This window comes from Azospirillum brasilense (genome assembly GCF_007827815.1).
GTDB classification, from domain to species: domain Bacteria; phylum Pseudomonadota; class Alphaproteobacteria; order Azospirillales; family Azospirillaceae; genus Azospirillum; species Azospirillum brasilense_C.
In genome coordinates this window covers 435,319-447,472 of record NZ_VITH01000001.1, presented here as the reverse complement: position 1 = coordinate 447,472, position 12,154 = coordinate 435,319, and the positions used below count along the sequence as shown (strand labels likewise).

At 70.3% G+C, this 12,154-nt stretch carries 10 protein-coding genes; 7 read left to right on the top strand and 3 right to left on the bottom strand.

What is annotated here, in order from left to right; translation table 11 throughout:
- Position 1: 1 nt before the first annotated feature.
- From FBZ83_RS02130 to FBZ83_RS02095, 7 genes are all read left to right on the top strand, one after another.
- On the top strand, positions 2-787 hold the full coding sequence (locus FBZ83_RS02130) for a GNAT family N-acetyltransferase (RefSeq protein WP_186465948.1): 786 nt from the start codon (positions 2-4) through the stop codon (positions 785-787).
- Positions 784-2,037, top strand: a complete 1,254-nt coding sequence (locus FBZ83_RS02125) for an ATP-grasp domain-containing protein (protein ID WP_145680853.1) — start codon at positions 784-786, stop codon at positions 2,035-2,037. The genes FBZ83_RS02130 and FBZ83_RS02125 overlap by 4 nt, the downstream gene beginning before the upstream one ends.
- Before the next feature lie 21 nt (positions 2,038-2,058).
- Entirely contained in the window at positions 2,059-2,832 is a 774-nt protein-coding gene (locus FBZ83_RS02120) for a hypothetical protein (protein ID WP_145680852.1), read from the top strand.
- 148 nt (positions 2,833-2,980) lie between these two features.
- Positions 2,981-3,742: a hypothetical protein gene (locus tag FBZ83_RS02115; RefSeq protein WP_145680851.1), complete on the top strand. Its 762-nt coding sequence runs from the start codon at positions 2,981-2,983 to the stop codon at positions 3,740-3,742.
- Between the two features lie 432 nt (positions 3,743-4,174).
- The gene (locus FBZ83_RS02105; RefSeq protein ID WP_145680849.1) at positions 4,175-7,069 is read left to right on the top strand and encodes a response regulator; all 2,895 of its coding nucleotides are present in this window, start codon (positions 4,175-4,177) and stop codon (positions 7,067-7,069) included.
- Between the two features lie 133 nt (positions 7,070-7,202).
- Complete coding sequence (locus FBZ83_RS02100) at positions 7,203-7,952, top strand: response regulator transcription factor (RefSeq protein ID WP_145680848.1); 750 nt, start codon at positions 7,203-7,205, stop codon at positions 7,950-7,952.
- 231 nt (positions 7,953-8,183) lie between these two features.
- A complete protein-coding gene (locus FBZ83_RS02095; RefSeq protein WP_145680847.1) occupies positions 8,184-9,260 on the top strand; it encodes a response regulator in 1,077 nt (358 codons plus the stop codon).
- On the opposite strand, the gene FBZ83_RS02090 is transcribed toward FBZ83_RS02095, so the two are convergent.
- The 3 genes from FBZ83_RS02090 to FBZ83_RS02080 all read right to left on the bottom strand — a co-directional run bounded on the left by FBZ83_RS02090 (position 9,230) and on the right by FBZ83_RS02080 (position 12,050).
- A complete protein-coding gene (locus FBZ83_RS02090) occupies positions 9,230-9,484 on the bottom strand; it encodes a hypothetical protein (RefSeq protein WP_247888096.1) in 255 nt (84 codons plus the stop codon). The genes FBZ83_RS02095 and FBZ83_RS02090 overlap by 31 nt on opposite strands.
- A 112-nt stretch (positions 9,485-9,596) precedes the next feature.
- Positions 9,597-11,555 carry a tetratricopeptide repeat protein gene (locus tag FBZ83_RS02085; protein WP_145680845.1) on the bottom strand — a complete coding sequence of 653 codons (1,959 nt, stop codon included), beginning with the start codon at positions 11,553-11,555 and terminating at the stop codon, positions 9,597-9,599.
- A gap of 102 nt (positions 11,556-11,657) precedes the next feature.
- Positions 11,658-12,050, bottom strand: coding sequence for an RcnB family protein (locus FBZ83_RS02080; protein ID WP_145680844.1), 393 nt, complete (start codon positions 12,048-12,050; stop codon positions 11,658-11,660).
- Between the last annotated feature and the right edge of the window lie 104 nt (positions 12,051-12,154).

The following is a 12,154-nucleotide window of genomic DNA, read 5'->3' as shown; positions in this document are numbered from 1 at the left end:
CATGACGGTCCTCTTATCCCCCGAACAGACGGTCCACACGGGCATGCTGCGCGTCCGGTGCGGCGAGCCGGTCTGCGTTCCCTACCGCATCCGCTTCCTCGGTCCCGCCGACCTGCCGGCGCTGGAGGCGTTCCGCGGCTACATCTTCGGGCAGCTGCCGGACATCGACGCCTATTTCCCCGAGACGCCGGAGTTCGCCGGTCTGCATCTGGGCGAGCGCGGCGTGACGTTGGGGCTGGAGGCCGAGGGGCGGCTGATCGGCTGCGCCATCCTGGGCCTGCCGCAGCCCGGGATGCCGGCCTTCGTGGACGACCTGCCGGGCTCTCGCCCCGCCGTCACCGCCACCGCCCACATGGCGAGCTGCATGGTCCATCCGGACTTCCGCGGCAACGGGCTGCAACGGCTGCTGGTGACTCTGCGCACGCTCCACGCGCTGGGGGCCGGGCGCCCGCACCTGTTCTCGCGCGTCGCCCTGTCCAACCCGCGCAGCCTGTCGAATCTGCTGGCCGGCGGCTTCCTGGTGCGGCGGGTGCTGGTCATGCACGCCAGCGGCCGGCTGCGCTACCTGCTGCACCGCGACCTGGGAGCGGCGCCGCCCGCCTGGGTGCCGGGCAGCGAGCGCGTCTTCGCCGTGCCGGAGCTGGAAGAGCAGCGGGCGGTGATCGAGGCCGGCTGGATCGGGCGGTCGGTGGAGCTGGACGGCTCCGTGCCGCTGGTCACCTACGCCCGCCCGGCGGAGGCGGTGCCGGCCGTGCCGCGGGACGCCGCGCTGGAGGTCACGCCATGAGCGCTCCGCTCAAAACGGCGGTCGTCGTCGATCCCTATTCCACCGGCATCCTTCTGGCGCCGCGCCTGCGCGCGCGGGGCTACGAGGTGGTCGCGGTGCAGAGCCGCCCGGACCTCGCGCCGTCGCTGCTGCGCAGCCACCAGCCCGACGACTTCGCGGCGCACATCCTCCATGACGGCGACCTCGACGCGCTGGCGAGGACGCTGCGGCCTCTGGCCCCGGCCTTCATCCTGCCGGGCAACGAGTCCGCGGTGGAGCTGACCGACGCGCTGGGCGCCGTCCTGGGCACGCCGGGCAACAGCCCGAAGCTGACCGCCGCGCGCCGCAACAAGTTCATGATGATCGAGCGGCTGGTCGCCGCCGGCCTGCTGACCGCCCGCCAGACCATGGCGACCGGCACCGCGGAGGCGGTGGAGTGGGCGGCGCAGGCGGGCTGGCCCGTGGTGGCGAAGCCGATGGCCAGCGCCTCCACCGACCATGTCTATTTCTGCGACACCCCGGCGCAACTGCGCGCCGCCGTGGAGGCCATCCTGGGCAGCCGCGACTTCTGCGGCTCGGCCAACGAGCGGGTGCTGGTGCAGACCTATCTCGACGGGCTCGAATACGTCGTCAACACGGTCAGCCGCGGCGGGCGCCACTATGTCTGCGACGTGCTGCTGTCGGCCAAGCGGGCGCTGAACGGGTCGCCCTTCGTCTACGACTACTACCGGCTTCTGCCGCCGGAGGAGCCGGTGGCGCAGGCGCTGATGGCCTACATCCGCCGGGTCCTCGACGCGCTGGAGATCACCGACGGCGCCGGCCATGCCGAGGTGCGGATGACCGCCCGCGGTCCGGCGCTGGTGGAGATCGCGGCGCGCGCCATGGGGCCGGCCGGCTCGACCACCGCCATCGCGGCGGGCACCGGGCACGATCAGGTGGATCTGCTGGTCGACGCCTTCGACGGGGCGGCGGCGGTCGGGCCGCTGCTCGACGGCCATTACCGGTTCCAGGCCGACGCGATGGTCCTCTATCTGCCGGTGCTGGTGTCGGGCCGGGTGGCGGCGCTGCCGGACCTTTCCATCCTCGACGGGATGGCGAGCGTGCGCGGCTACGGCCTCGTGCCGCGGGTTGGTGACGATGTGGTGCCGACCCTCGACCTGACGCAGGTGCTGGCGAAGATCTATCTTGCCCATCCGGACCGCGCCGTGTTCGAGCGTGACTGCGCCGCCATCCGTTCGCTGGAGGATCGCCTCCAGCCGACCGTCGCGTAGCGTCGGAGCGGACGGGCGGCGATGGCGCATGTCCCCTATGAGCAGCGCTGGGCCGCGGCCCGCAAGCGCTTCGAGGCCGCGACCGCGAAACACCGGCCGAAGGACGCCAAGGCGGTCGCCGCCGCGCTGAACGGCGACGCCGCGCTGGTCAAGGCGCTGAAGTCCGGCGACGCCGTCCACCGCGCCGGCGCCGCCGGTGACGAGGCCGCGAAGGATCTCGTCGCTGCCGGGAAGGACGCCGTGAAAGCGCGCAAGGCCTATCTGGCCGCGCTGGCGAAGGCGCTGGACGAGGATGCGGCCAGCCGCGGCGACAAGGCCGCGGCGGCGGCCTGCGAACGGGCGATGAAGGCGCTCGCCAAGGACCTCGCCGAGCTGGAGGCGGACATCGGCGCGGACGCCGACCGCTTCAAGGCGCAGGCCGCCCAGGCCGAGAAGGACGCCGCCGCGTCGGAGCGGGCGCAGAAGCGGTGGGAGGCGAACATCAACGGCGCGCTGGCCCGCGCCGCCGCCGGGGTCGCCAAGGTGCGGGCCAAGCCGACGCCGGACACCTACAACGAGCTGTTCCCGGCGCTGGCCCGCGATCTCGCCACCCAGCTCGCCGCGGCGAAGGCGCTGGACGGGCTGCGCGCCGATCCGGACTTCTACCGCCGGAAGCTGGCCCCGTGGGCCGGGCAGGGCGGCGACGGGCCGCCGATGCGCGTGCCGCCCGACTACACCGCCCGCCAGATCACCGACCTGATCAAGGAGTTCGCCACCGTCTGCAAGGGCGTGGTGCAGCTGGTGGGCGGCCGCTGAGGCGAGGCGGGGAGCGAAGCCGCCGTTTTGGACCCATTCGGTTCCGGTAGCGGTGGGAGAGGAGCAATCGCCGATTCCGAGGGGCGCGCCCGCCTCCTACCATGCAGGCCGACAGGGTGAATGTTTGGTTAAGCGGAGGAGCTGAGACATGGGTGGTCCCCTGAAGCGCATCGACATCCCGGACATCCTGACCCAGAAGGACTGGGACAAGAAGAAGGGCGCCATCGCCAAGATCGCCGGCAAGACCGGCGTCGGCGACGCGATGAAGGCGGTCGACAAGGCGCACGGCGCCATCGACTGGAAGAAGCTGAGCGTGTCGATGAACTCTCCCAGCAACGCGACGCTGGACGATCTCGACTCGCTTCTGGAGGAGGCGCGGGCGGAGTACAAGCGCTCGGTCGAACCGCTGCGCACCCAGCTCCAGAAGCTCCGCGACCTGGCCGAGGCGACGGCCAAAAAGTTCAAGTCGAACAAGCTGATTCCGAAGGATTCCACCGCTCACGCGGAGAAGGTCGCCAAGGCCGCCGACCAGCTCTTCGTCGCCTTCAACCAGTCATCGCTCGGCGACAAGATCGTCGATGACTACGAGGGCATGAAGGACGCCATCGAGAAGGCCGACAAGGTACGGGCCAAGGGGCGGGAGATTCTGGAAAAGTACATGCTGTCCCTGGCGAAGAAGCTGAAGACGGCGAAGACGGTGAGCGACTACCAGGACCTGTGGAAGGAGGACATCCGCGGCGTCGGCACCCAGCTGCCGAAGATGCCGGAGCTGAAGGCCTTCCTGAAGGACTGGCGCAACATCTCCTCCCAGGATGGCCTCCCGGAGACCGACGACGATGTGAAGGGCCGTTGCAAGGAGGTGATGGCCGTGCTCGCCCGCATGGACAAGCAGATGAAGGCCATGGCCTGACCGCGTTCAGCGCCGCGGCCTCGCGGGCCATCGGCTGAAAGGGTTGAGAGCGTCCGGAAGTTCGCCTGTGTTCAGGCGGTTCCGGACGCTCTGCCTATTAGCGAACTCTGTTGAAATCGCCACGTTCGGTGGTCAGCGCCAAGTATGGGCCGTATCCTCGATTGAAAGGTTAAAACCACATTTTCTATAGGATTTACGATTGATGAAGCGTGTTGTGAATTTCTGAGTCGTTGTTGCGTCGATGCCCGATTATACTTCGCAGCGTGGCCGGTTTCGGTTTCATGGGGTTTTGGCTTTAAATGCCTGGGTGCATCGGTATTTCCGCAACGATCGTTTTGCGATACCTCTCATGATGGGATTGGCTGGGGGCCATTCGACCAGCGGGTCGGGCCGAGGCCTGTGCCATGCGCCTGTCGAAGGAACTGTGCCCCGGTGCCTCTGCCGCCTGCCGTCATGCTGCCGTCCGTAACCGCCATTCTTGCTTCTGCCGCCCGACGGCTGGGCGCGGTTCTGCTTCTCGCTCTTCTTTGCACCGCTCCGGGCACCGTTTCAGCCCTGGCCACCGTCCTGCCGCAGGCGGAGCGCGGCGTGCTCGACCTGCGCGGCTGGTACGCCGACCTCGACGGGCCGGTGTCGCTGGACGGCGACTGGTTGGTGTCCTGGGATCGTCTGGCCGGCGAGGAAACCCTGAATCCCTTGCCGGAGCCGGACGGGCGAATCTGGACGCCGTTTACCCTGCCGGCGATCTGGAACGGCGCCGAGCGCCCGGACGGGCAGGAGATGGGCGGGTTCGGCGCCGCCACCTTCCGCCTGAAGATTTTGCTGCCGCCGGGCATGCCGCCGCTGACGCTGAAGATGCCGCCGGTCAATTCGGCCATGCGGGTGTGGGTGGACGGCCGCTCGGTCGCCGCGGCGGGGGTTCCGGCCCTGGCCGCCGCGCAGGAGCAGTCCTCCTCCGTCTCCCGCTTCGTCACGCTGCACGGTGGCCAGCGGGTGATCGAACTGGCGGTGGAGGTCTCCAACCACTTCCATTTCGAGGGCGGGATCGGGCGCACGATCTATCTCGACGCCAACGGCGGGCTGTCGCGGCTGTGGCAGCGGCAGCTGATGACCAACGCCGGGGCACTGATGTCGCTGTCCCTGATGGCGCTGTTCATCGGCGCCTTCCTGCGCCGCCGCCTGTCGGCAGCCCCGCTGTTCCTGGTGATGCTGCTGGCGGCCTGCGCCATGCGGCTGATCTGCACCAGCGAACTGCTGCGCGTCTTCTTCCCCGGCGTGTCGGAGGTGTGGGCCTACCGGCTGGAATATCTGCCGATCTACATGTTCTACCCGATCTACTTCCACCTGCTGCGCGAGCTGTTTCCCGGATGCCTGCACCGCGGGGTCGGGCGCGTCATGATGGCGGTCGCGGTGCCCGGCATGTTCCTGGTTCTGGTGACCGAACCGGCGCAGTTCACGCAGTTTCGCGATGTGGCGAGCCTGCTGCTGGTGCTGTCGGCCCTGTATTTCGCGTGGCGCCTCACGGTGGCCGCCCTGCGCCGCCGTCCCGGCGCGCTTCTTCTGGGGGCGGGGGCGCTGGCCTTCCTGGGGTCGGTGGTGCACGACGCGCTGATGTACGCGCATTTCTTCGAGAGCGTCGATCTCGTGCCCTACGGCGCGCTGCTGTTCCTGTTCAGCCACGCGCTGGTGCTGGGCCGGCGGGTGGAGACGGCCTTCCTCAACGAGCGCCGGCTGTCGCAGGAGCTGGCCGCGCTCAACGAGGGGCTGGAGCGTCAGATCGCCGAGCGCACCCGCGCCCTGTCGGACAAGTCCGCGACCCTGGAACGCTTCCTCGCCAACCTCAGCCACGAGGTGCGGACGCCGCTGAACGCCGTTCTGGGCATGGTGCGGGTGATCCGCCGCGAAGGCCCGACCGGCCAGCTCGACGAGCGGCTGCGCGTCGCCGACGAGGCGGGGCGGCACCTCGTCTCCATGCTCGACACCATCCTCGACCTGTCGCGGCTGGAGGCGGGCCGGATGGAGTTGCACCCCCAGCCCACCGACGTGGTCGCCCTGGTCGAGGACGCGGTGGCGCTGATGCGCGCGGGCGCCGAGGAGAAGGGCCTCGACCTCTCCCTGACGGTCAGCGGGCTGGGGGCGGCGCGTTTTTGGATCGATCCATTGCGCCTGCGCCAGATCGTCCTGAATCTGCTGAGCAACGCCGTGAAATTCACCGAACGCGGCGGGGTCGAGGTGACCCTGAGCGCGAAGCCGGCGTCGGCGGATGCGACGAGCGGGACGGTCGTTCTGTGCCTGACCGTGGCGGACAGCGGCCCCGGCGTGCCGCGGGCGGCGCAGGCGATCATCTTCGAACCCTTCCATCGTCTGGAGGGGACCCGGTTCGAGGGCAACCGCCGCGACGGTGCCGGGCTGGGCCTCGCCATCGTGAACGGGCTCGTCCGCCTGATGGGGGGCGACGTCTGCCTGGAGGGCCGGGCCTGCGGCGGCTCCCTCTTCACCGTCTCGCTGCCGACCCGCCCGCTTCCGGTCGCCGATCCGTCGCCGGGCCGGGCCGCGCCCATGCCGGCGCCGGGGAGTCTGGACATCCTGGTGGTCGAGGACGCGCCGGAGAACCAGGCGATCCTGCGCGAGTATCTGGCGCCCGGCGGCCACCGCGCCGTCTATGTGGACAGCGGCGAGGAGGCCCTGGCCGTGCTGGCCGGCCGCGCCATGGACGTTGTGCTGCTCGACATGCGGCTGCCGGGAATCGACGGGGTGGAGGTGACGCGGCGCATCCGCGCGTTGCCGGACGCCGAGCGGGCGCTGGTGCCGGTGATCGCGGTGACGGCCAACAGCTCTCCGGAGGATCGGGCGGACTATCTGGACGCCGGCGTGGACGAGGTGGTGGCGAAGCCGGTGGACCCCGATGCGCTTCAGGACGCGCTCGCCCGCCACGCGCCGTCCGGCTCCTGCGCGCCCGCTCCGTCCGCCGCGCTCCAGGGTGGGCTGCTTTCCGGGGCACCCGTCTCCGGCGGGCTGTCGAGCGCCGACCGTGCCCGGCTGATGGAGCGCTTCGCCCAGGCCTGCCGGGACGTGCTGGCGGTGCTCGATGACGCGGACTCGCCGCCCCGGCGTGTCGTCGACGCGGCCCACCGCATGAAGGGCAGCGGCGGCACCTATGGCTTTCCGGAGGTGAGCGCCGCGGCGCGGGCGCTGGAGCGGACGGCGCAAGCCGTCGAAAGCGGAGGCGGGGGGGCCGCTTCCATGCACGGGGACGCGGCGGCGCTTCGGGATCGGCTTCATGCCGCCCTGCGCGCCATCGAAAAGGGGGAGGCGGGGCTGACATGACGGCGACAAGGATGGTTGCGACAGCGGTTGTTGCGACGGGGTTTGACGGGATAGGACCGGCAGCGGCAGCGGCAGCGGCAGCGGCAGCGGCAGCGGCAGCGGCAGCGGCAGCGGCAGCGGCAGGCAGGGCGGCATGAGCGTCGGATCGGAACTGATCGGGCGGACCGTGCTGGTGGTCGAGGATTCTCCCGAAACGCAGGATCTGATCGCCACCTATCTGGAAAGCCAGGGGTTGCGGGTGTTGCGGGCGGCGAACGGCGCCGAGATGACCGAGCGCGTCGCGCGGGACCGGCCGGACCTCGTGCTGCTGGACATCAACCTGCCGGATTGCGACGGGCTGGCCCTGGCCGAGCGGCTGCGGCTGGGGGAAACCGTTCCGCTGATCTTCGTGACCGGGCGCGACAGCCCGACCGACCGCATCGCCGGCCTGTCCCATGGCGGCGATTACGTGACCAAGCCGGTCGATCTGCTGGAATTGCTGATCCGCATCCGCAACCTGCTGCGCCGCTCCGGGGCGTCTGCCGTTCCGGCCGCATCCGGGGAGGGGGCGGCGGGGCCGTCGCCCGACGCGCCGCTGGCCTTCCGGGGATGGCGCCTGGATCTGGTGCGCCGGGCGCTGTTCCGTCCCGACGGTTCCTACCTCGCCCTGACCACCGGCGAGTTCAACATCCTGGCGGCGCTGGCGGCCATGCGGCCCAACCCGGTCAGCCGTGAGTATCTGCTGGACGTCATCAGCAACCGCGACCCGCGCTCCATCAGCGAGCATACGGTGGACACGCTCATCACCCGCCTGCGCCGCAAGATGCGGCTGGACGACGGCGCCGCCTCGCCGATCGTTACCGTTCGCGGGGTTGGTTATGCATTGGAATCCGACGAATCTTGACGATAATGATTAATATGCAATAATAAACCGCATGTTACTCCGATCGAAAAGTATCAACGGCCGTTGATACGCGTTCGAACGGGGTAATGCTATACATCACCCAACGAATGATTGACGGTTCCAAGCGGGGTAACTGGAAGTGGCGGAGCGTTCCGCCGCATCGGGTCGCCGCGCCGGGCCTGACACCGCCGCCGGCCAACCGGCGCGCGATCTGATGCGGGTGAGAGCGGCATGCAACGGTCCCTGGTTTCGCGTTCGGCGGAGCGTCTCGCGCTGACGGGTCACATGGCCGCCGGTCAAACGGCAGCCGGCCAAACGGCGGCGGGTTGCTCGGCACCGGCGTACTCGGCGGCGCCTTCCATTCTGATCATCGGCAACGACAGCGCGGCCATCGCGGGCATTCGCGACTGCGCGCTGCGGCTCGGCCACCGGGTGCAGGACACGCGCGACGTGATCTCGGCGCTCGGCCTGCTCGACGTCGACCGCAGCGTCGGCGTCGTCTTCGTGGATGGCGGGTCGCCCTGGTTCGACGGGCTGGCGCTGATGGAGCGGCTGCACCGCACCCACCGCGGCCTCGCCTGCATCCTCTTCGCCCGCAACCCCGAGGCGGACGACGTGGTGCGCGCCCTGCGGCTCGAGGCCGCCGACGTGGTGACCGACCCGGAGGACGAAGCGCAGATCGAACGCGCGCTGGCCCGCGTCCTCGATGGCGGGGAGGGGATCGCGTCTTCGGCTCCGGATCTTTCGCCGGTGGCCATGGACAGCCGCGACGACGCGCTGGAGCAGGCCTACCGCCACGGTCTGGCGCTGGTCGAGACGGTGCGCGCCCTGCGTGGAGAGGCCGCGGCGGCCCGCGTGATGCCCTTCGTCGCCGTCCAACGCCAAGCCGTCGCAGCGATGGGGCCGGCCGTGGCCGTGGCGGCGTCCGCCGGGGTGCCGTCGCTGTGCGACGACGCGACCGAAACGGGTGTGCCGGACAGCCTGGGCATCCTGACGGCGATCCGGCGCAAGCGCGCCGCTCGCGAGAAGTTCTTCCCCAAGGGCCTGTTCGAGGACCCCTGCTGGGACATGCTGCTGGACCTGATGATCAATCATCTCCAGGGGCGGCGGATTTCCGTGTCGTCGCTGTGCATCGCCTCCGGCGTTGCCCAGACGACGGCGTTGCGCCGCATCACCGACCTGCACGACCGCGGGCTGGTCCGGCGCATCGCCGACGACAAGGACGGCCGCCGCGTCTTCATCGAACTGACCGAAGAGGGCGTGGCCGCCATGGAGCGTTACGTGGAGACGGTCGGCCCGCTGGGCTGATCGCCTTGCGCTTCCGCCTCCGCTTGGCGGGAGCAGTCCGGCCAGGGGCAGGCGCAGGAGGGAAAGCGGCACTCGTCGCCGTTCACGTCGCTGGCCTGCACGGCGATCTTGTAGCGCAGACCGTGCGCCGAGGGCGCGTCGATCAGGCCGCAGGCCTCGTAGACCTCGACATTGACGCGGGCCGATTGCAGGGCAACCCGCGCGATCTGTTTGGGATCCTTCATCATCGGCGTCTCGGCCTCGCTTCCGCTGCGTCGTCGGTCCTTTCAACGCATGGTCCGCGCCGTTGTGCCAGGGCGTATCGGAAGGACTTCCTTTGGCACGCCCACGGCCCCCTTACGGTTCGCGCCACATCGACCGATAGGCCTCCTCCAGCGACCGGGCGAAGGCCGGCGCGTCGCACAGCGGCGAGCGGCGCACGCGCTCCCGCAACCCGGCGCGCAAGGTGGCCAGGGAGTCCAGGTCGCCGATCAGGGCGGCGGTCTTGGCGACGTAGTCCGCCGGGCCATCCGCCACCAACCGGTCGGCGAGGCCGAGCGTTTCCAGGAAGCTGACCCCGATCCGCCCCGCCCAGCGGTCGCCGCGCAGGGTCACCACCGGCACGCCCATCCACAGGCTTTCGGCCGTCGTCGTGCCGCCGCCGAAGGGGGTGGGGGACAGCGCGAGGTCGATGCCGTTGTGGCTGCGGAAATAATCGGCCCGTGGCGTCTTGCCCTCCATGCGCAGGCGGTTCGGCGCGATGCCGTGGGCGGCGAACTGGTCGCGCAACGCCTGCCGCACGCTGTAATCGCCGAACTCCCGCGACTTCAGCAGCAGGCGGGCCTGCGGCAGCGCGGTCAGGACCTGCGCCCACAGCGCGACGGTCGGCCGGGTGATCTTGGCCCGGTTGTGGAAGGCGCCGAGCGTGACCGGCCCGCCGCCGAGCGCCGGGAGCGGCCCGACCGGCACATCCTCCGCCGGCGGGGTGAAGCACAGATAGCTGTCGGGCAGGCGCCAGACCTTCTCGGTGAAGAAGCGCTCCTCGCCCGGCGGCAGGACATGGCGGTCGGCGATGATCCAGTCCATGGCCGGCAGGCCGGTCGTCCCGAAATAGCCGAGCCAGCTTGCCTGGACGGGCGCGGGCCGCCGGGCGAACAGTGTGAGGCGGTTGTTCCCCGTATGGCCGGAGAGATCGACGAGGATGTCGATGCCGTCCCGCCGGATCAGGTCGGCCACCGCCGCGTCGTCCAGGCCGACGATCGGGCGCCATCCGTCGGCGGCGGCGCGAAGGCTCTCCGTCACGTCGTCGGTGCGGCCGTTGTTGGCGTAGCCGAAGGCGGTGACCGCCTTGCGGTCGTGCGCCCGCAGGACGCTTTCCAGGAAATAGCCGACCGGATGGCTGTTGAAGTCGCTGGAGACGTAGCCGATGCGCAGCGGGCGGGGGCTGTCGTCGCGCGCCGCCGGAGTGGTCGCCGCGACGCCGCCGCCGTTTCGTTCGGCCCAGCCGCGGGCGGCGGCGAGGAAGTCGGCGTTTCCGCACTCCGGCAGGTAATGCTGGGCCATCAGCACGTTGCTGTGCGCCATCGGGAAATCCGGACGGTGCGTCAACGCCGAGCGGTAGGCCGCCATGGCCTGCTCCAGATGCCCCTGTCCTTTCAAGACGTTGCCGAGGTTGGACCAGGACAGGGCGAAATCGGGCCGGAAGGTCAGGGCGACGCGGTGGGCCGCCGCCGCCTCGCCCAGCCGGTCCTGCAGGTCCAGCGCGTAGCCGAGGTTGCCGTGGGATTCGGCGTTGGCCGGCGCCGCCTGGATGGCGTCGGTGAAGGCGGCGACGGCGGCGTCGGTCTGCCCGACCTCCAGGAACAGGGAGCCGAGGTTGTTCAACGCCTCCACGAAACCGGGCTGGAGCGCGATGGCCTGACGGTAGGCGGCGACGGCTTCGTTGGGCCGGCGCTGCCGGCGGAACAGGTTGCCCAGCCGGAAATGGATGTCCGCCCGCTCCGGGCCGAGGCGCAGCGCCGCCATCAGGGTGACCAGCGCCTCGTCCGTGCGGCCGGCGTCGAGCAGGGCGGAGCCGAGATTCAGGTGGTATTCCAAGGCGTCCCGGATGGACAGGGCGGTGCGGATGCTGGCAATGCCCGCGTCGTGATCGCCCCGCTCGGACAGCAGAACGCCCAGTAGATGCCAAGCGTCGGGATTCCGCAGCTCGCGCTTCAGGATCTGGCGGTACGCCTGCTCCGCCTCGTCGCCGCGGCCATCGTTGTGCAGGGTCAGGGCATCGGTGAGGGAAGGCGAGGGGGTATGGCTGACCGTCATGGAGCGTCCATCATGGGATCGGGCATCGTGGGGAAGGGCGGTGCAACTCGGAGGAGAGTAGACCGCCGGACCGGACCTCGTCCATGAAGGAAGGGCGGGTTCTCAGCGGAACAGGCCGGGAACGATCCGGACCATGATTCCCGAGCGGGACGCCACCAGAATGGCGTCCGACCCGGCGCGGACCCAGTGATGGCCGCGCGGCGGACGGTGCAGGTGATAAGCGGCGGGCGTGTCGATGACGTGGCGCCGCGACGCGTAGGCGGCGGGCAGCCGGTCGCCGGGCCTCCAATGCCGGGCCGTGTGGTGGACTGGCGGCGGCGGGCGATGGGCTTCCGGGCGATGCGCATTGGGGCCGCGGTGGTCCCGTTCGATCCGCGGCGGTTCGCGATGATCCGGTCCCCAACCGGCGGCGGAGGCGTCCTGGGTGCCCAGGCCGACCAGCATGGTGGCGGCGGTCAAGGCGGTGGTCATGGCGGCGATCAGGGTGCGCGACATGGGGGTGTCCCTTTTCTCGTCAGGCCGGGATCGTGATCCCGATGCCCCGATGCTGCGCGCGCCCTGTTGCCGGCGTGTGTCCGGCGGTCCCCTGTTTGGTAACC

What these genes read in the sequence shown, in the direction of transcription:
- FBZ83_RS02130 (WP_186465948.1), top strand. Translation starts at nt 2, where the DNA reads ATGACGGTCCTCTTATCCCCCGAACAGACGGTCCACACGGGCATGCTG.
- FBZ83_RS02125 (WP_145680853.1), top strand. Translation starts at nt 784, where the DNA reads ATGAGCGCTCCGCTCAAAACGGCGGTCGTCGTCGATCCCTATTCCACC.
- FBZ83_RS02120 (WP_145680852.1), top strand. Translation starts at nt 2,059, where the DNA reads ATGGCGCATGTCCCCTATGAGCAGCGCTGGGCCGCGGCCCGCAAGCGC.
- FBZ83_RS02115 (WP_145680851.1), top strand. Translation starts at nt 2,981, where the DNA reads ATGGGTGGTCCCCTGAAGCGCATCGACATCCCGGACATCCTGACCCAG.
- FBZ83_RS02100 (WP_145680848.1), top strand. Translation starts at nt 7,203, where the DNA reads ATGAGCGTCGGATCGGAACTGATCGGGCGGACCGTGCTGGTGGTCGAG.
- FBZ83_RS02095 (WP_145680847.1), top strand. Translation starts at nt 8,184, where the DNA reads ATGCAACGGTCCCTGGTTTCGCGTTCGGCGGAGCGTCTCGCGCTGACG.
- FBZ83_RS02090 (WP_247888096.1), bottom strand. Translation starts at nt 9,484, where the DNA reads ATGAAGGATCCCAAACAGATCGCGCGGGTTGCCCTGCAATCGGCCCGC.
- FBZ83_RS02085 (WP_145680845.1), bottom strand. Translation starts at nt 11,555, where the DNA reads ATGACGGTCAGCCATACCCCCTCGCCTTCCCTCACCGATGCCCTGACC.
- FBZ83_RS02080 (WP_145680844.1), bottom strand. Translation starts at nt 12,050, where the DNA reads ATGTCGCGCACCCTGATCGCCGCCATGACCACCGCCTTGACCGCCGCC.